This window comes from Arthrobacter sp. yr096, assembly GCF_900108925.1.
Taxonomy (GTDB): domain Bacteria; phylum Actinomycetota; class Actinomycetes; order Actinomycetales; family Micrococcaceae; genus Arthrobacter.
In genome coordinates, this window is the sequence record NZ_FNYI01000003.1 from 47,776 (window position 1) to 66,939 (window position 19,164).

Sequence of the window (19,164 nt, forward strand, 5' to 3'; positions counted from 1 at the left end):
CCGACATGAGCCTGGACGAGAAAGCCACCGCCACCGGCACCCTGCCGGACGCTGAGAACTTCGACCTCCTGCACCGGTACTGGTCCGCAGCCAACTACCTGACCGTGGCACAGATCTATCTGCAGGAGAACCCCCTGCTCCGGGAGCCGCTGCAAGGAGAGCACATCAAACCCAGGCTCTTAGGTCATTGGGGCACGAGCCCCGGCTTGTCGCTGATCTACGCCCACCTCAACCGCCTCATCCGTCGCACGAGTGCGGAAGTTCTCTTCGTCGCCGGTCCCGGCCACGGAGGTCCTGCCGTCGTCGCAAATACCTATCTGGAAGGCAGCTACTCGGAGGTCTATCCGGCCGTAGGCAAAGACCTGAAGGGGCTTCGGAGACTCGTCCGACAGTTTTCGACGCCGGGAGGCATCGCCAGCCACGTCGGCCCGGCCACACCCGGCTCCATCCACGAGGGCGGCGAACTGGGCTACTCCCTCATGCATGCCACCGGGGCCGCCATGGACAATCCGGACCTGATCGTTGCCTGCGTCGTCGGTGATGGTGAGGCAGAAACCGGTCCGCTCGAAGGCTCTTGGAAGGCGCCCTCGTTCATCAACCCGCTCAGGGACGGGGCGGTACTTCCTATCCTCCACCTCAACGGTCATAAGATCTCCGGCCCCACCGTCCTGGGCAGACGCTCGAACACGGCCGTTGCGTCGCTGTTGGAAGCGCACGGATGGGATCCCGTGATTGTCTCCGGCGACGATCCCGCCCTTGTCCACCCCGCCCTCGCCTCAGCTCTGGATTCAGCCTACGCATCGATCCGGACCATTCAGTCCCATGCCCGCACAGAGGGAGTCACCGGTCCCGCACGATGGCCCGCCATCATCCTGCGCACCCCCAAAGGCTGGACAGGGCCAGCGACAGTGGACGGACTGCCCGTAGAAGGAACCCACCGCTCCCACCAAGTCCCACTGGCCGCAGTCAAGGAAAACCCAGACCACCTGAAGCAACTTGAAACGTGGATGCGTTCCTACCGGCCGGAAGAACTCTTCGACGCCGACGGGCGGCTTATCGCCGAGCTGACGGCGCTCGCCCCCGACGGCGATTTACGCATGGGCGCACTGCCCGCCAGCCGCGGGATGGGAAGCCGCGACCTGGCAATACCATCGCTCGACCGATACGCCCTCGAAGCTGTTCCCCGCGGAGGCGTGATGCACGGGAGCACCAAACCACTAGGGGAGATGCTCCGCGATATCTACATCGACACTGCCGATGACCCCAGGTTCCGCCTCTTCTGCCCCGACGAAACCAACAGCAACAGACTCGGTGCAGTCTTTGAAGCCACCGACAGATGCCTCCTCGAACCAGCCGCCACAACAGAAGCCGCGCTCGCAGACGATCATGTTTCCGCCAGCGGACGCGTGATGGAAGTCCTGTCCGAACACTTGTGCCAAGGATGGCTGGAAGGATACGTGCTGACGGGCCGCCATGGCTTGTTCGCGAGCTATGAGGCGTTTGCGATGGTGAGCGCTTCCATGACCATCCAACACGCCAAATGGCTGCAGCATTCACGGGAGCTGGCGTGGCGGCAACCCGTTCCCAGTCTGAACATCCTGCTGACCTCCACCTGTTGGCGGAACGATCACAACGGTTTCAGCCATCAAGGCCCTGGCCTTATCGATACCGTTCTCTCCTTGTCCAGCACCGTCATCCGTGTCTACTTCCCGCCTGATGCAAACACCCTGCTGGTCACCGCGGAACACATGCTGCACAGCAAGGACTACGTGAATCTGGTGGTGATCGATAAGCAGGAACATCCGCAGTACCTGACGCTTGACGAGGCACGGGAGCATGCAGCCGTGGGCGCATCCACCTGGGATTGGGCCAGCAACGAGACGCCCGGAGCCCCGGCTGGCCAGGGTCCGAATATTGTCCTTGCATGTGCCGGAGATGTACCTACTCAGGAGACTTTGGCGGCTGCATGGCTCCTTAAGAAGCACGTCCCGGACTTATCCGTCCGAGTGGTCAACGTCATGGATGCCATGGTCTTGCCACCTCCAGAGGTCCATCCACATGGGTTGGCGGGCGACAAGTTCGAGGAACTCTTCACCGCTGACGTGGACGTGGTGATGGCTTGGCATGGATACGCGAGGGCCCTGCATCAACTCCTGCACGGCCGCCCACATCCCGAGCGGTTCCATGTCCGTGGGTACACCGAGCAAGGCACCACCACCACACCGTTCGACATGGTGGTCCTGAACAAGGTCAGCCGCTACCACCTGGTCATGGAAGCATTACGTCGGGCCGGCGGCGAATTTGCGGGGGCGGACCAACTCCTGGAGCACTGCAGGTCTCAGCTAAATGCCCACGCCTGTTACATCCGCGAGCACTTCGAAGACCTTCCCGAAATCAGGGACTGGGTGTGGACGGAGCAGTAGTAGGGTTCCAACACCGGTCCAGTGTTCTTAGTCTGTGCTCATGAGTGAGCTGGAAAGTACGTGGCATGGTCAGCACCAAGCCAGTCTCAGCAGGGGAGAGCGGGCAGCCGATTACCTCCGCAACGGCATGGGCAGCTGGATCTTCGTTGGATCTTTTGTCCTGGTGATGGTGGTCTGGGCCGCCGTCAATTCATACCTGCTGGCTGAGGATGCATGGGACCCCTACCCGTTCATCCTGCTGAATCTTTTCCTGTCGATGTTGGCAGGCCTCCAGGGCGCTGTATTGCTCATCGCCGCGAAGAGGCAGGATGCCATCGCGGCAGCCATGGCCCAACACGACTACGACACTGACGTCCAGGCCAAGACGGAGATTGATCGGCTTATGGCCATCAACAGCCAACAGTTGGAGCTGCTGGAAGAGCTACGGGCCATGCTGCTTCAACAAGGGTCTGCCGAGGTGGCCGGTGCGGGCGGAGACCCGGAGCCGCGGAGTGGCGATTCTTCATAGGAGGTTTATTGCGCGCGCCCGGAAAGTCCGCTGGCGCAGGGTATCAACGGCGTTGACATTTTTTCGGTGGTCGATGGAGCAACAGTGAAGTGTGGACCGTGTACGCACTTTCCGCCCCGGACAGCGCTGTACTGCCGCCGGACTGGCTAGGATCCCGCATGTTTCCGCCGCTTCCCAGTGATACCAAGGCTCAGAATCCCGTTCGAGTCCCACCTCGGGCACGGCATACCCCCTCGTCAGAGGGGGTTTTTGCTTTAACGTGTGTACAAATGTGGACATGAGACTCTGATGTGTGGTGCCGGCTCGTGCCTGGCCGCCGGTTTGCCTGTTCAGTTATTGGGGGAGCGGTCAACCGGCTGCTTTGAGGAAAGGATGGTTTGCACTGTTCTGTCCTTCTTACTGCCAGCGTGGGCGACGCCGAGAGCGACTGGATGTGACCCTCAAGACGTTCCGTGGCGAGTTGTCCTTGCCGCATGAATGGAGTCCCGAGGCTTTCGGCTAGATGTTTAGTGCGTGTAGCCGGCCGCGATCGCGGTCAGTGCCTTTCCTTCGGTTTCCGGGGCCAGCCATTGGGATAAGCCTGCCCGGCCAGGGCGACCGCGGCGGCGATCAGCATGGCGGGACCGGGCCCTAGGGATGAGGAAGATGCCGATGCCCGCTCCGACCCGGCTAAGGGCCCGCCACCCTTGGCAATGGCCGAGTAGGCGCTTCAGTGCAGTGTCGCGGCGACGATCAAGGTTTGCTTTGACCAGCGCCGCATCCAGAGCGGAACCGTCGGTGAAGGTCACGCCCTCCTTGAGGGTCAGGGTCAAGACGTTGCCATCGGGCTGCAGAGTCATCAGGTTTTCCTACAGGCCTTCGAAGCACGGCCGCTGGGCGTTCGAAACCCGCAACGGATCGTATCCGAACCTGGCGCTGTCGCTGTCGCTGTCGGTGGCGAAGACAGTCGTGCTCCGACCTGTAGGGGAGATCAGATGTCTCATGTACTGCGCCTCTACTGTGAGTGTGACTAAGGATGAAAGACGGGCGCAAGTTGACGAGGTCCGATGAGGCCGTGCAGCCTAGGCTGCTCGGCCGTTGCCCGACGGCCCCGGACCCGTGATGACGTTTGTCAGCGCGTGGTGCGGGTGCGCAGGATTTCATCGATGTTGGCCTGATCCAAACCCATTCCGAAGTAAGCGAATTTGCCCATGGTGGTGCCGCCGACAAGTTTCAGGACTTCGGGATCGTCGAGGGGCACGGGCAGAACGTCAGTGTCGTGCTTGAGGCCGAACGCGGCTCGAACAAGCGGGCCGGTTTCAGGATCATCCAGCCATTCATGCAGTGTGTGTCCCAGGGTCATCGGTTCACGTACCCCGTTGCCGGGAAGAGTTATTGTGTGGGTCTCGCGGATGTCGTGCGACGAGGCGCCAATTTCAAGGGTGAGGGGTCCTTCGGTGATAGCCCAGTCCGCAGCGGCAACGGACCAGTAGGCCAGATCCTCATTGGCGATTTTGATCTTGACGGCGCCGGTTTCGCCGGGGGGAAGGGTGATGGAACCGAAACCGACCAGTTCACGCCGGGGGCGGTGAATTCCAGGGGTTCGATGGTTTGCGTAAACCTGGACCACCTCGCGTCCGGAACGGGCTCCGACGTTTTTGACGGTCGTGCTGACCCAGATGCCGTCGCTGACCACATCAGCTGTGGAGGTGTACTCGAAGTTGGTGTAGGAAAGACCGTGGCCGAAGGGAAATGCCACAGGGATGTTGTATGTGTCGTAGTAGCGGTAGCCCACATGGATGCCCTCACCGTAACGGACGTGCCCCTCTTCGCCGGGCCACCCGATGTTGGCCGGACAGTCCGTAAGCCTGATCGGAATGCTCTCCGCGAGCCGGCCGGAAGGGTTGATCGATCCCAGTAGAACGTCGATGACCGCGGACCCGCCGGCCTGCCCACCCAGCCAAGTCTCCAGGATCGCTGCCGGGCGGTGGGCCCACGAGTGCATTTCCACTGCCGAGCCGTTGGAGAGAATTACTATGACACGTTCGTGTACGTCAAGAACGTCCTCGAGTAGGCGTAGCTGAGAGGGGGGAAGGGAGAAGTCAGTGCGGTCTGTTCCTTCCGCTTCGTCACCTTCAGGAAGCCCCAAGAACAGGAGAACGACGTCGGCTGTCCGGGCGACGTCAATCGCCTGTAGCCGATGGCTGTCGTCGGCGAACGCATCTTCGGCACTGAACCCCGGGGCAAAGTCGACCTGGACGCCGGAGGGCAGGGCATAGTTGAGTGCGGTTAGCGCATCATCAACTCGCGTAGAGGTCACGCGTGAACTGCCGGCACCTTGATAACGGGGTGTCGCCGCGAATGCTCCAATGACCGCTATTCGCTGCCCCGGTCTTGGGTTGAGAGGAAGTACGCCGTCGTTGGTGAGAAGCACGCAACCTTGAGCGGCAGCTGCGCGGGCCAGTTCATGATGGGCATCGTAGTCAGCTTTGCTGTTGTCGGTTTCGTGGGTGATCCGATCAGCCAGGCGTAGAAGATTGCGGGCTGTTTCCTGCGCGGCTGCTCTAATAGCTGGATCGCGCACTATTGCGGCGTGCACTTCGCTGTCGGCGCGGGTATTAGCTGGCATTTCGAGGTCAAGCCCGGCTCGTAACGCCGCAACCCGGTCATATACCGAGCCCCAGTCGGACAGGACAACGCCGTCAAAACCCCACACGTTGCGCAGCACAGCGAGAAGTTCGGCATGTTCGGAGGCGTAGACACCGTTGATGCGGTTGTTTGCCGTCATCAGTGTCCAAGGCTTGGCCGAACGGACGACGCGTTCGAAAGGTCTCAGATAGATTTCGCGGAGGGCGCGTTCATCGACGTCCGCAGATATTCGTGCGCGGTTGGTCTCCTGGTTGTTGCACGCAAAGTGCTTCACGGATGCGCCTACGCCTTGACTCTGAATGCCCCGCACCAGAGCGGCGCCAAGGTCACCTGCCAGGAGTGGGTCTTCAGAAAGATACTCGAAGTTCCGGCCGTTTAACGGATGACGTTTGATATTCACACCGGGGCCGAGAATTACGCCGACACGCTGACTTCGAGTTTCCGTGCCGAGCGCGGCTCCCACCGACTGCAGCATGCCCGGATCCCACGTCGAAGCGAGGGCGGCAGCTGTGGGGAAGCATGTTGCTGGGACAGCACCGTTGAGTGTTATTCCGGTGCTGTCCGCTGTTTGCTTGCGTAGACCGTGAGGGCCGTCGGTAACCATGATGGGCGTCAGACCTATGCGATTGTTGCCCTGAGTGTTCCAAAAGTCGGAGCCTGAGGTTAAGGCGGCGAGCTCCTCGTCCGTAAGGTTCTCAATGAGGGCATCGAGTTTTGCATTCGGTTCGGACACGGTGGTTCTCCTGTTTCTACCGCCTGTGAAGACGTGTTGTGGTGGGGGGCAAGAATAATGCTGGTTGTCGGTGGTCAGCGCACTCTGCGTATGAAAGCGATGGCGAGGGATCCGATCAGCGCTGAGATGGCGCCGGCTATGAAGAGTGCACTGAAGTTCTTGGCATCGTTTGCTGTTGCCCCTATGGCTAAAATTGCCGGCGAGACGGTAGCGACAATTGATACCGGCAGGTTGTTCGCCACATTTATCAGTGCGAGATCTTTGGCGGGATTTTCAGGGTCCGGAAGCACCTGTGTTGCCAGTGCAAGCTCGACGCTGAAGTAGACGCCCTGTCCGACGGCAATCACGACGAGGGCCACCAGGTAGAACGCGAACGTTTCGGCGGATGCCGCCATCAGGAGTCCGACGGCAAGGATTGTGGCGGCGATAACGACAAAGGGCTTTCTGCGTCCAAGCCGGTCGGAGAGGCTGCCCATAAGCGGAGCTACTAGCAACGAGACCACAGTGTTGATGAGAACAGTAAGCAGGATCGCTTGACCCAGATCTTTCGGCGCGAAACCGAAATTGTCGATCAAATAGATCGCCTGGAAAGTATTGAGGGCTGCCACCCCGGAGAACACGAGCATTCGGCTGGCAAATGCGAGAGCAAACCCGGGATAGCGGAGTGGATTAACCCAGAAGACGCCGATGACTTCGAGGAAACTGAAGGGCCGCCGCTCCTGCGTGACCTGCGGGTCGTGAAGAAACACAGTGAGGCTGACCAGACCTGCTACGGCCATGAGTGTCGGGATGAGCACCAATGCCACGATCGAGGTCCCGAATGGCTGGCTGAGGCCGATACCGACCAGGGCTCCGACCGGCGTGCTCAGACTGATGAGGGCTGACGGCAGGCCACGCCGGTTCGAGGGCAGTTGATCTGCGATTAATGCCGTCGTGCTGACCCCTGCGCATACGGAGCCGAGCGTAAACGCAAGATTTGCCAGCATGAGTGACCAAGCATCGTTGGCAACGATCATTGTCACGGCACCGACAGAGAAGGCAGCGGCCGCTGCAAGCAGGAACGGGCGTCGCCGTCCGGCCCGTGAACGTGTCTGATCGCTCAAGCGCCCGATGATCGGCAGGCCTACTAAGCTAACAATTCCCGCCGCTCCGCTGACAAGAGCGAGGATTGAGGTGGCGTCACTGGCATCAATCTGATTCGCCTTCAGCGAAAGAGTCAATAGCGTCACACTCATCTGAGCAGCGGCGGCACCAATGGCAGCAAAGACGAGGAAGAACAAGAATCCACGGCGAGGAGTCGGGGACGTGAAGGATGCAGCCGTCGAAGGTGACTTAAGGCTGTTCGCCGATGGGGTGGGGAGAGCTGGCATGAAAAGCACCTTTGCTTCAAAATGAACTTTCCGCGGTCATATAAACGATTCGCCCGTCGGCGGCAGTGTCGAAGACCGCGAGGTCTGCATTGAATATTTACCAAGTTGGTAAATATTGGAGAGTGACCCGATCCTAACAGACCAATTCCACTCTGGTAAAGGTTTGTGCAGAACCCCCGGGGGTGCGCTGAAGCGACGGCAGCTCTTTGGGCAATGGACGCGGTCCTCCAATTTTTGGGTGCTGCCTGCGAGCCGATACACCCAGGACGGGGTGGGATCGCCAATTATTCGTGCGGCCCATCTTGCTCATTGGTCCGACCCTGGCGGCGGGTTGCTGCTTGGAGGTGCGCAGCAGGTGGTGGAGAATACCCTTGCCGCTGAAGTCATGCCTGCGGTCAGGCGTGAACCCGGGGTTTTGTGGCGTGCTTCAGGAGGCCAGGGTTTCCTTGATCCACGCGATCTCGGCGCGGCTTGCTGCGCGTCCGATAGTGATCATGCCTTTGCGGTAAGTGTCCGTAATCTCCGCCTTGCGCAGTGGGCGCCCATCCTCGTAGAAGAAACTAGCGGGCGCTTCGAGGAACTCCAGTCGCCGTCGGAGCACTTGATGCTGCTCCGCGACGTCGGGGAGTTCCGAGAGGAAGGCCAGGATCACCATGAACCTTCCAAGATCTGTGACGTCGCTCCCGGAAGCGTTTCGAAGCCGAGACTGAAGGTCTTTACGGCCCTCGCTGGTCAGTTCCAAGGTGTGGCGTTGTGCGGCTTTCCCCTTCTCCACGTGGCGTTCCACCAGCCCGGCTTTGATGAGCCGGGTGATGGCGGGGTAGAGGCTGCCGTCGCTGATGTCCCGGGCGAAGCCGTGCAGCTCGTGCATCTTCCGGCGTAGTTCGTAGCCGTGGAGTGGCCCCTTGGTGAGGAATCCCAGGATCATAAGTTCAAGCACAAACGTCATACTACCCGAAGGAATACATCGAAACGAGGTATTGTTGGTTGGAAGAGTACCTCGGTTCGAGGTAAAGCCCGCCCCGTTCCCCGCGAAGGACTTCCCCATGCCGACATCACCAGCAACTGCCACATCGCCGCCTGGCCTAAGCCGCGGACGGCTCACCATTGCCGTCTTCTCAACTGTCGTTGAGTGGTACGACTTCACGCTGTTCCTGTATCTGAGCGCCGTCCTGTCCCGGGTGTTCTTCGGTGATAGCGCTACAGGCGTCCTCATGACCCTTGGAACGTTTGCGGTGTCCTACCTCCTGCGGCCGGTTGGCGGCTTGGTATTTGGTTACGTGGGGGACCGCTGGGGGCGACGACCCGTGCTGTTGGCGTCCATGGCGTTGATGCTGCTGGCGACCATCGGCACGGCTATCCTGCCCACCCATGCCCAGGTTGGCGATGCCGCTGCGGTGTGGCTCCTGGTGCTCCGCTGCGTGATGGCCTTCTCTGTGGGCGGCGAATACACGGGCGTCATGACGTATCTCTTGGAGAGCAGCCATCCTAAAAGGCGGGGGTTGGTGACGTCCCTCGCAGCTGCGGCCAGTGAAATCGGGGCGCTATTGGCCGCCGGTGTCGCTGCCATCACCATCGCAGTTCTTCCCGCGCCACAGATGGAGGAGTGGGGGTGGCGGGTCCCCTTCATAGTGGGCGGTGCGCTTGCCGCAGCGATCCTTGCTCTGAGAACCCGTCTGCCGGAGACGCCGCTCTTCATTGAGAGCAGTGAACAGAAAACCAAGGAACCGATGCCTCAGGTCATCAGGCGCCAATGGCGGGCCATCGTTCGCACCTTCGTCATTTCTGGTCTCGTTTCCGCTGCTTATTACGTCGGCATTATCTACCTGCCCACTTATTTGGTTTCCCTCCAAGGCTGGACCGAATCGTCCGCACTTGCGCTGGCGACGCTCGCGGCCGCCGTCGTGGTTGTTGCCTCGCCTGCGGCCGGCTGGCTGTCAGACCGCTTCGGGCGGCGCCGGTCGTTGCTCATCCTGGCGATAGGGGCTGTGGTTCTTCCGGTTCCGATGTTCGCCGCGGCAGGCCAATCCGCGGCACCCTTGGCCGTTGCGGCAGTGGTGGTTCTGGCGTGCCTGGCTGGAAGCCTTAGCGCAGTCGGTGCCTCAGCCATCCCAGAGCAGTTCGATGTTCGCGGCCGACTCACAGCCCTTGCGATCGGCGGAACCATCGCAACCACCATCTTCGGTGGCATTGCACCCTACGCCGTTCAAGCGCTCAGCGAAACCACTGGCTGGCCGCTGATCCCCGGCGTCTTGATTGCCGTCGTCGCCCTTGCAGCGATCCCGGCGATCCGCCGCGGACCGGAAACCGCAGGGCGGCACCAAACGCCGTCGACGGCGGGTATGTCGCCCGTCGTGACCGACCACGAAACCGAACCAGAAGGAGCAAGCAACCATGCCTGAGTTGATGCGTGCAATCGTCCTCGACGGTCCCGGAGCACCCGATGCCCTCAAGATCCGGGACGTTCCGCGACCAGTCGCTACGCCGGGTTGGGTCCTGCTCAAGGTCCATGCCTTCGGCCTCAACCGCTCGGAGTTCCATTTCCGCAGAGGACTGGGCTCGTTCGGATCCTTCCCGCGCATTCCCGGGATCGAGGCCACCGGAGTGGTGGTTGAAGCCCCCGGTGGCGAGTTCGACGCCGGTACTCAGGCCGCCGCCCTGATGGGCGGCATGGGTAGGACGTTCGACGGCGGTTACGCCGAGTACGTTCTGGTGCCCGCTGCCAACGTGATTCCGTTTAAGAGCAGCCTCGACTGGGCAACGCTCGGCGCGGTGCCGGAAATGCTGCAAACCGCCAACGGATCCCTGGCGATTGGAGTGAACGCGCCCCCGGGAAGCAGCCTGCTTATCCGCGGTGGTACCTCATCCGTCGGTTTGGCGTTGGCAGTGCTGGCCAAGCGGCAGGGTATGACCGTGGTCTCGTCCACCAGGAGTCCCGCCAAGACCCATGCCCTGCTCGATGCGGGCGTTGACCACGTGGTGGTTGATTCAGGGGCGATTGCCGAGGACGTGCGGGCGATTTTCCCGGAAGGAGTCGGCGGTGCAGTCGAGTTGGTAGGAACACCCACATTGCAGGACACGTTGACGGCTACTGCCGTCCACGGAACCGTATGCTTCACTGGAATGCTCTCCGATGAATGGACTGTCAAGGACTTCTATCCCATCGACTTCATTCCCAACGGTGTCCGCCTTACGGCATATTCCGGCGAAGCGAGTGACCTGCCGGCACCTGTCCTGCAGGACTTCCTCGAGGCTGTCGAGGCCGGACAACTTACGGTCCCCATCGGCAAAACCTATGCCTTTGATCAGATTGTCCAAGCGCACCAGGATATGGAAGACGGCTCGGTAGCAGGAAAACTCGTGGTCACCGTGGAAGGAAACCTCAATGACTGACTCAGGCGTAGTAACGCTGCCTCTGGACGAGCTGCCCGAAGGTTCTTTGTTGAAGTCCGTCACCGCGCAGCCCATCGAGGTTGCGGGTCGGGCGGCACTTCGAGTCGAGCTAACAGAGGAAGCCGCCGGGGGCATTCCGGGAGTGGACTACATTGACCAACCCACGTTCGTTCTGCTTCCCGTGGAATTCGAGAACGGCGTGGTCGAAGTGGATGTGTTCGCCCGTTTAGCTGCCGGGGCTCCCGACTATGCTCGGGCTTTTGCCGGTATTGCTTACCGCATTTCAGAGGATGACCGCCGATTTGAGGCCGTTTATGCTCGGCCGCTCAACGGCGCGAAGCTCAACCCACCAGGTCCCCGAGCGAACCGCGGCCTGCAGTACTTCGCTTACCCCGAGTGGGACTTTGAGCGACTCCGCGAGGAGTATCCGGACGGTCGTTATGAAGCCAAGGCAGACATTGGCCCGGACGAATGGATCCGCTTGAGGCTCGAAGTGGAGGGCCGGAGTGTCCGGGTCAGCGTCAACGGCGTGCCGGTGCTTTCCGTGAAGGAGACCAAGGCAACGCCGGTTCGGGGGAGGGTGGGACTGTGGGTCGATATTGGAACCGAAGCGTTCTTCTCCAACGTGAGCGTCTCTGCGCTCTAGGCCACGGCTACGTCGGGCAATCCGTTGCGGTAACGGACTGTGCTTCGCTTAAAGACTTCCGCGAACATCGATGACCGGGCGGAAACGACGTCTTCGCGTCCGTGGAGTTCGTTCACCAGGATTCGCAGATCATCCATGGTGGCCGCTGCCACCTGGGCGTGAAGTTGGTCGCCGGATGCAGCGGCCCATCTGGTTACGGAAAGACCGGCCAGATACTCGCCCAGTTCCTGCGTCTTTCCTCCAGCGCAGCTGATCGTCAGAAGCGATTCGAGGGGGAATCCGAACAGGTTCAGGTCAAGGACAGCCCTGATGAACAGCGCACCGGAACCGGTCATGGTGTCCAGGCGTCTGCTGACGGTGGCTTTGGAAACACCCAGTTCCGAAGCAATCTCGTCCACAGTGGCCCGCCCGTTGTTCTGGAGATGTCGCGCAATCATGTGGTTGGTCTCATCGAGGGGACCATGATGGCCCAGGGGCCGCGCCAACCGGCCATCTTCATCGGTGTGCAGGGCGTTGTATTGGTCCCTGTCCAAGACGTCGGGCCTCCAGCCGGATGGTGTCCTGAAGTAGTCAAACAGCGGCGTCATGGTGAACGACTGGACACCATCGACGTCGGCGAGACGGTCATAAAGCAGCTCGGCCAAACCGTCGGTGGGAAGAAACACTTCGGCCACGCCTTCGTTCGACCCGGCCAAGCCGCTGACCCAGGCGGATTCTTCAAGGTCGGCAAGCCAGGAACAGGCACTGCTCAGATATCTGGGAGTGACGTTTAAGCGGAGCAGGAAGGCGGATTTGGTGCTGACGGCCATGGGATTGACGAAGGCATTGATGCGAACAACACCGGACTCCAGCAACTTGTTACCCCGGCGGGCAACCGTCCGTTCCTGCTGGCCCAAGACCTCGGCGATCAGCCTCCATGGTGCCCGACCGTTGCGGACGAGCGCGGCTAATATTTGCCGGTCCAGTGTGTCCAGCTGTTCCAATTCGGTTCCTTTCGCCGGCGCCCACCCGTGGTAAGTCAAACAGATGCCGCCTGGGAGAGGGGTGGCGCGCTCGTGGGCCACCCCTCTTCATCAGTCCCGGCCCAGATAGGCTAGCACTCCGGAGAGTGCAGCCCCGGTTCCGCCGATGACGGCAGTGTGGGCATCGGGTGCGAAAAACGGCGAGTGGTTCCCGGCCGGTGAGGTTCCATCGGCGAAGAGTTCGGGCTCGTAGGCGCCGAATGCCCAATACACCCCTGGAACGCCTATGGCGTCACTGAGCCATCCTGCGTCCTCGGATCCCATGCCCAAGGGAGCTTCCGTTATGGCGTCGGGGCCAAAGTCCGCGGCGAACGCGTCCATAACTCGCAGTGCAGCTTGAGGATCGTTGTAACAGCGTGGAAAGCTGTTCAGTTCCGTTACGGTGGGTGCGGGCATGGCCGAAGCGGCAGCCTCCGCAGCGATGATCCGGCGAATGGCCGTGAGCACAGTGTCCCTGGTCGCCTCATCCGGGGTTCGCACATTGATAGTAAATTCCGCAGATTCGGGAATGATGTTTTCTTTGAGACCGGCATGGAACGTTCCGACAGTCACCACTGCGGGGGTCGAGGGCGCCAGCTCCCGGGAAACGATGGTTTGGAGACGGAGGACCATGGCGGCGGCTGCCACTATGGGGTCGAGCGATTCCTGCGGCTGCGAACCGTGGGCTTGCTTGCCGTGGACTGTGACTTTCCACGAGTCTGCCAGGCTTGCCATGTGGCCGCCGCGGATCAGGATCTTCCCCCGTTCAAGGGCCAGTACGTGCTGCGCGAGGACGGCTTCGGGCTTTGGTGCCCGTTCCCACAAACCATCGTCAACCATGGCCTTTGCTCCGTAGGCTGTTTCTTCCCCTGGCTGGAATATGAGAACCAACGAGCCGGACCAGAGGTCCCTCCGTTCAGTGAGGAGTGCTGCCAGCGCCAACGCGGCCGTGATGTGAGTGTCGTGGCCGCAACCGTGCATCACGGGAACAGTGGCGCCATCGGGCAGCCTCCCGGTGTCGATGCTCGCGTAGTCCAATTGAGTCTGTTCGGCTATGGGCAAGCCATCTGTGTCGGCCCGAAAACCGACGACAGGTCCGTCGCCATTTTCAAGGATGCCGACGACTCCCGTGACGCCGCAACGAAAGTTTTCTATCCCGAGTCCCGTGAGATGCGATTCAATGTACGACGCTGTCTCGAATTCCTGCCCTGAAAGTTCGGGATGGGCGTGCAGGTGCTTGTAGACCTCGACGTACTCGTTGATAAACGATTCGGGAACCTCTGTTGTGGCGGTTAGTTGGACCTTGGTGGTAGTGGACAATTCCGTGTTTCCTTTCAGCGGGTGTGTGGCTCAGCGGGTGGGTGTGGCAGGATCGCCTGACACCACAGGATCAGCGACACGTTGCGGCGTTTTAGCGCGAGCAAACCAGGCGATGGCTATGGTGCTGACCACCGCGAGTGCCGTGGCGTAGTGTGTCAGGGCTGGGGCCAGCGGCACCACGACGAAGACAATGACTGCAGCAACAATGACCGCCACGATGGTGGTGCGGCGGCTTTTCATGGCTAGGACGCTCTGCAGCACCACCGCTCCGAAGACTGCGGGAAGAATGTAGACGCGGGCGGTGGCAATAAGTGGGGCGGGCAGGGTGCCCAGCAACCACGTACCCAGGACGCCGACAAAGAGAACCAACGTGGTGATGTGGACCAGCACCGCTCCGATGATGGCACTGCCCGCAATGAGCTCGGCCCGGCGCGTCCCGGGCCTTTCGGCCAGATTGGCTTGAGCCACAACGGCTGCCGGGAGGAGCTTGTTGGCGATGTTGCCGATGAGGAACGCCTGGTACATGGCTGACCGGCCGAGAATCGGGAAGTACGAGATCGGCTCAATGATCGCGATCACTCCGAACGTCGCGAGGACGGCAGCCACTGCGGTCAGCAGTTCAGTAGTGGAGATTCCCATGCCGGAACCAAAGGCAGCGTAGAGTGCTGCGCCGAGGGAGATGAGTAGCCCGAGTCCCAAGGTGATTGGTCCCCAGATAGAGGTAGTGCGGTCGAACGTGGCAAATCCTGCGGACTTGTCAGTAGATGTTGTCGTAGACATCAGGTTGCTCCTTACAAGGGTTTCAGGATGCGGTCATAAAGAAGGCAGCCGCGAGGGCCACGATGATGGCAAGCCCGAGCCCCCACTCGCGCAGCCACGGAAGCCGCAGCTTGCGTGCCAGCAGCAGGAAGACACCCATTGCTGCAGCTGAAACCGCGATGGTGACCATATGGACTGGCGATTTAACCACCTCTGTGAATGCCAGTGTGAAGAAGGCGCCCAAAAGAGCCGCTGTTGGCACCACGGTCATGACGGCTGGGTTGACCTTCCGCAGCGAGGCGTCGCCCTTACTCAGGATGGGAGTGAGGACCAAGGCTGAGAGCATCCATGCCAACCCGCCGATCGTCATGGCTGCGAAGGCCAGAGCGAAGATTTTCTGTGTGTACGTGGGGCCGCCCAGCTGTGCGCCCTGTGTGCCGGCGGATATTCCGGCTGCGGCGACGTCAAAGGCCGCCGACCCCACCAGACCTACGCGGGTGAGCACGGCAGGCGTCCCGAACAGCGGGAGCAACGAAATGGCAATGAGCGCTACAGCAAGCGAGGGTCCTATGGCTGCTACGGCACCGGTTCGGACTGAAACCGTGACTTGCTCAGGAGTGAGATCCGCAGCTGGGGCTGCCTTGCGGATCGCCTTGTAATAGATGATCGATTGAAGGACTACGACGGCGAAAACTCCGGCGGCGCACACCCAGAACACCGGGTGCTGAATGAGGGGGGTGATGTCTGTGGAACTGGGATCGATAGCTGCAACAACCATGTTTTCTCCCTTGAAGGAATGACAGCGTCCGCCATTGGACGTCTGAAAGGCTAGATTGGTTTGACTATAGTGACTGCTTGTTTCATTTTTACAGCACCAAGTGTCGTTAAGTACATACTTCTCACGTTTCTGTTGTGTATCCGCTGTGGGGCCGCAGTGTTAATTGACCGGAGGCACGGTTAAATGCGAAGAGCCCCCTCTGTTGCTTGAGGGGGCTCATCGGTGGCGCGGACAGTCACGCGGTTCAGGAAAGCTAGGTAGCTGGTGTTGGTCTTAAGCTCAGGGCAATTGCCGTCAGGACACGGTCGCTCACTTCATCGATACCGCCGATGCCATCAACCTGCGTGAGGATGCCACGCTCGGCGTACTTGGCCACAACCGCCTCGGTCTGCTCGTGGTAAAGGTCAAGACGGTGACGGATCACAGTCTCGTCGTCGTCGGAGCGGCCGGTTACCTTGGCACGTCCCAGAAGACGGGTTACCAGTTCTTCGTCGTCAGCAGTCAGCTGGAGCACGACGTCGAGCTCCTGCTCGCCCTCAGCGAGGATCTGGTCAAGGTAATCCACCTGCGCGGTGGTGCGCGGGTAGCCATCCAGGAGGAAGCCATTCTCTGCGTCGCTCTGGCTCAAGCGATCGCGAACCATATTGTTCGTAACGCTGTCCGGAACGAAGTCGCCAGCGTCCATGTATTTCTTGGCTTCGATGCCCAAGGGGGTTTCGCCCTTGACGTTGGCACGGAAGATGTCGCCGGTGGAGATGGCGACTACGCCGAGGCGCTCGGAAATCCTCTCAGCCTGGGTACCCTTGCCCGACCCGGGAGGTCCAATGATCAGCATTTTCGTCTTATGTGCTCGTCTCTTAGATCCATTTGGGTGGGGGCGGGACTTCGTTTCGTGAGGCACCGTCAAGTCCTTGGCCGGTTGCTGTGACGCTGTTGGTGCCGCGGCCGGTGGCCCACTCGACGACGGCGGGAAGGGGGCCGGTGATGATCGTCGGGTCCGGGGCGCTGGCGTCGCCGAACGTCAGGTCGGTGCTGTTCCCGGCAGTGTCGGTGACGTTGATGAGGAGCCCTGCGTCGGTGCCGCGGGTTTTCCACGCGCCGGTGATGTCTTTGAGTAGCCGTTCGAGGACCGGGGCAGGGACGTCGGAAAAGATAGCGCCGTTGTTCAGGTCCACGGCGTGGACCCAGACTTCGCGGGTGCGCATCCAGACGGTTTCCGAGGCTGGGACGGTGCGGCCTTGGGCGGTGCGGACTTCGTTGGACCAGTTCGCATCGGGTAGATCGCGCCATTCGACGGAAAGGTGCACGGCGGAGTGGTCGAACAGGTTGCGCAGCGCAATCGGCGACAGGGTCGCGCCGAAGTTGATTTCGTGGTTTCGCGCTTCGGGGGACGGATACATGGGCGTCTCTACTCCCGTGGCCGCCCATTCCACCAAACGTGCAATCGCGCGGGCGTTGTAGCCCACATGTGCCACAACGTGGCGGCGGGTCCAGTCCGGAAGGAGGGTGCCGCCGTCGAGCTCTGCGTCGGTGAGCTCGTTGAGTTTCCGGGCGAAGAACGCGGTGCCCCGCCGGGCCTGCAGGAGGTCTTCCTGCAGGCCCGGATCGGTGGCGAGGTCATGACGGGCTGCCATCAGGCTTCCTTGACCACGCGGTTGTTCAACTGGCCCAGGCCCTCGATGGTGGTGACCAGGAGCTGGCCTTCCTGCAGGTACCTTCTGGGGTCCTGGGCGTGGCCCACACCGCCGGGAGTGCCGGTGGCGATCACATCCCCGGGGTTGAGCGTGATGATGGTGGAGATGTAGGAGACCAGGAACTCGGGGGTGAACACGAGGTCGCCGGTCGGGGTGGACTGCTGGACCTCTCCGTCCACGGCCGAGGTCATGAGCGGGCCGGCAGTGAATTCGTCCTTGGTGACCAGGGCAGGACCGAACGGGGTGGAGTTCTCCCAGGTCTTGCCTTGGAGCCATTGGATGGTGCGGAACTGGTAGTCGCGCATGGAGACGTCGTTCAGGACCGCGTACCCGGCGATGTGCTCCGCGGCGTCGGCCTCGGTGATCCGGCGGCCTTTCTTGCCGATGATCACGGCGAGTTCGGCTTCCCAGTCCACGGTGTCCGATTCCTGCGGCAAGGCGAGGTCATCGTTCGGGCCGATCAGGGATTCCTGGTACTTGGCGAACAAGGTGGGGTACTCCGGGATCTCCCGGCCCATCTCCTTGATGTGGTTGCGGTAGTTGTGGCCGACGCAGATGATCTTCCCGGGTGCGGGCACGACGGCGGCGAGGTCGGCGTCGTCGGCCGCGTGCGTTGCGCCGTTGGCCGCCTTGGCCTTTTGTTCCCAGGCAGGGTCGGCCAGCAGCGCGCCGACATCGGCGAACCCGGGGATTTCGGTGAGGGTGTCGCCGTCCTGGCGTACAGCTTTGGTTCCTTCAGCGGTGCGGAGGGTGAGGAGTCTCATGCGTTCTTGCGTCCTTCGGTGTAGCTGCGGTTGAAGTTCAGTCGTTCAAAAATGGGGGCATCGCTGAAGCGGAAAAGATCAAACTCTGTTGGTGTAACAGCGTTCGCGTCCGCGGTCAGGGACCATTCCTGCCAGGACGGGACCACGAACAGGTCGCCCTTGGCCAGGGCCTTGGTCTCGCCATTCAACACCACGGTGCCGGTGCCTTCGAAGACCTGCCAGACACTGGAACCAACCTCGCGGAGCGGTTCGGTGGCGGCTCCGGCCCGGAGGCGGTGGAACTCGGCCCGGATGGTGGGCATGACGTCCCCGCCCGTGGTGGGGTTCGAGTACCGGATGGCGGCGTGGCCCTGGGACACGGTGGCCGGGTGGCCCTCGTCTTCCAAGAGGAGTTGCTCCCGGAGGGCGGCGTCGGTGTGTTCCCAGCGGTACGCGGCGATGGGGGAGTTGGTGGTGTCATCGAGACCGGAGAGGGGCCTCAGGCCCGGGTGGGCCCAGAGCCGTTCGGAACGGGAAATGTCCGGGGTGGCTTCGTCGGTGACACGTTCGGTGCCGAATTCGAAGAACCCGGCATCTGCGTAGTGCACAAAGGGGATGTCGAGTCCGTCGATCCACGCCATGGGCTGGTCGGTGTCGTTGTGGTGGCCGTGGAAGTTCCAGCCCGGGGTGAGCAGGAAATCACCGCGGCGCATCGCCACAGGGTCCCCGTTCACCACCGTCCAGACGCCCTCACCCTCCACGACGAAACGGAAGGCGTTCTGGGAATGGCGGTGTTCCGGGGCGACCTCGTGCGGGCCGAGGTACTGGATCGCGGCCCACAACGTCGGGGTTGCGTAGGGCGTGCCGGCCAGGCCAGGATTCGCCAGGGCAATGGCCCGGCGCTCTCCACCACGGCCTACCGGAACCAGATCCCCGGCACGGGCAGCCAGCGGATACAAGTCGTTCCAGCGCCACACATGCGCCACAGCCTTCGGTGTGGGCACCATCGGCATCAGATCGCCGATCTCGGTCCACAACGGCACCATGTTCCCGGCAGCGAAGTCCTTATACAACTGCTCCAACTGGGCAGCTTCCTCCGCAGTGGGCTCCGGCACAACATGCGCGGCGGCCACAGATTCATGAGTTGGGTTCTCGATCATTGCTTTCC

General features: G+C 61.4%; 17 protein-coding genes. 5 read left to right on the forward strand and 12 right to left on the reverse strand.

Annotated elements, in window-relative coordinates; all coding sequences use genetic code 11:
- Positions 1-5: 5 nt before the first annotated feature.
- Both BMY91_RS08245 and BMY91_RS08250 read left to right on the forward strand, forming a co-directional pair.
- Complete coding sequence (locus BMY91_RS08245; RefSeq protein WP_090820800.1) at positions 6-2,423, forward strand: phosphoketolase family protein; 2,418 nt, start codon at positions 6-8, stop codon at positions 2,421-2,423.
- Between the two features lie 40 nt (positions 2,424-2,463).
- Positions 2,464-2,931, forward strand: coding sequence for a DUF1003 domain-containing protein (locus tag BMY91_RS08250; protein ID WP_256212645.1), 468 nt, complete (start codon positions 2,464-2,466; stop codon positions 2,929-2,931).
- A 506-nt stretch (positions 2,932-3,437) separates the two neighbouring features.
- On the opposite strand, the gene BMY91_RS23410 is transcribed toward BMY91_RS08250, so the two are convergent.
- The 4 genes from BMY91_RS23410 to BMY91_RS08275 all read right to left on the reverse strand — a co-directional run bounded on the left by BMY91_RS23410 (position 3,438) and on the right by BMY91_RS08275 (position 8,602).
- Positions 3,438-3,770 (reverse strand): hypothetical protein, encoded by a 333-nt coding sequence (locus BMY91_RS23410; protein WP_256212646.1) that lies wholly within the window; start codon positions 3,768-3,770, stop codon positions 3,438-3,440.
- Between the two features lie 272 nt (positions 3,771-4,042).
- The gene (locus BMY91_RS08265; protein WP_090820802.1) at positions 4,043-6,292 is read right to left on the reverse strand and encodes a glycoside hydrolase family 3 C-terminal domain-containing protein; all 2,250 of its coding nucleotides are present in this window, start codon (positions 6,290-6,292) and stop codon (positions 4,043-4,045) included.
- Between the two features lie 74 nt (positions 6,293-6,366).
- A complete protein-coding gene (locus tag BMY91_RS08270; protein ID WP_177179873.1) occupies positions 6,367-7,572 on the reverse strand; it encodes an MFS transporter in 1,206 nt (401 codons plus the stop codon).
- Positions 7,573-8,089: 517 nt separating this feature from the next.
- The gene (locus BMY91_RS08275) at positions 8,090-8,602 is read right to left on the reverse strand and encodes a PadR family transcriptional regulator (RefSeq protein WP_090820806.1); all 513 of its coding nucleotides are present in this window, start codon (positions 8,600-8,602) and stop codon (positions 8,090-8,092) included.
- Between the two features lie 106 nt (positions 8,603-8,708).
- Between BMY91_RS08275 and BMY91_RS08280 the strand changes: the two genes are divergently transcribed.
- The 3 genes from BMY91_RS08280 to BMY91_RS08290 are packed head-to-tail and all read left to right on the forward strand — an operon-like array spanning position 8,709 to position 11,701.
- Complete coding sequence (locus BMY91_RS08280; RefSeq protein ID WP_090820808.1) at positions 8,709-10,064, forward strand: MFS transporter; 1,356 nt, start codon at positions 8,709-8,711, stop codon at positions 10,062-10,064.
- Entirely contained in the window at positions 10,057-11,055 is a 999-nt protein-coding gene (locus tag BMY91_RS08285) for a zinc-binding alcohol dehydrogenase family protein (RefSeq protein ID WP_090820810.1), read from the forward strand. The genes BMY91_RS08280 and BMY91_RS08285 overlap by 8 nt, the downstream gene beginning before the upstream one ends.
- A complete protein-coding gene (locus BMY91_RS08290; protein WP_090820812.1) occupies positions 11,048-11,701 on the forward strand; it encodes a 3-keto-alpha-glucoside-1,2-lyase-like domain-containing protein in 654 nt (217 codons plus the stop codon). The genes BMY91_RS08285 and BMY91_RS08290 overlap by 8 nt, the downstream gene beginning before the upstream one ends.
- Here BMY91_RS08290 and BMY91_RS08295 read toward each other — a convergent pair.
- From BMY91_RS08295 to BMY91_RS08330, 8 genes are all read right to left on the reverse strand, one after another.
- Complete coding sequence (locus BMY91_RS08295) at positions 11,698-12,684, reverse strand: Lrp/AsnC family transcriptional regulator (protein ID WP_177179874.1); 987 nt, start codon at positions 12,682-12,684, stop codon at positions 11,698-11,700. The two genes, BMY91_RS08290 and BMY91_RS08295, sit on opposite strands and share 4 nt — an antisense overlap.
- Positions 12,685-12,774: 90 nt before the next feature.
- Positions 12,775-13,965, reverse strand: a complete 1,191-nt coding sequence (locus tag BMY91_RS08300) for an amidohydrolase (RefSeq protein WP_256212692.1) — start codon at positions 13,963-13,965, stop codon at positions 12,775-12,777.
- 87 nt (positions 13,966-14,052) lie between these two features.
- On the reverse strand, positions 14,053-14,802 hold the full coding sequence (locus BMY91_RS08305) for a hypothetical protein (RefSeq protein WP_090820818.1): 750 nt from the start codon (positions 14,800-14,802) through the stop codon (positions 14,053-14,055).
- A 22-nt stretch (positions 14,803-14,824) separates the two neighbouring features.
- Entirely contained in the window at positions 14,825-15,559 is a 735-nt protein-coding gene (locus BMY91_RS08310; protein WP_024820697.1) for a DUF5058 family protein, read from the reverse strand.
- 253 nt (positions 15,560-15,812) lie between these two features.
- Positions 15,813-16,394, reverse strand: a complete 582-nt coding sequence (locus BMY91_RS08315; protein WP_090820820.1) for an adenylate kinase — start codon at positions 16,392-16,394, stop codon at positions 15,813-15,815.
- Between the two features lie 22 nt (positions 16,395-16,416).
- Positions 16,417-17,193, reverse strand: a complete 777-nt coding sequence (locus BMY91_RS08320) for a maleylpyruvate isomerase family mycothiol-dependent enzyme (protein WP_090820822.1) — start codon at positions 17,191-17,193, stop codon at positions 16,417-16,419.
- Positions 17,193-18,017 (reverse strand): fumarylacetoacetate hydrolase family protein, encoded by an 825-nt coding sequence (locus BMY91_RS08325; protein WP_090820824.1) that lies wholly within the window; start codon positions 18,015-18,017, stop codon positions 17,193-17,195. Before BMY91_RS08325 ends, BMY91_RS08320 begins: the two co-directional genes overlap by 1 nt.
- A complete protein-coding gene (locus tag BMY91_RS08330) occupies positions 18,014-19,156 on the reverse strand; it encodes a cupin domain-containing protein (protein ID WP_090820826.1) in 1,143 nt (380 codons plus the stop codon). The genes BMY91_RS08325 and BMY91_RS08330 overlap by 4 nt, the downstream gene beginning before the upstream one ends.
- Between the last annotated feature and the right edge of the window lie 8 nt (positions 19,157-19,164).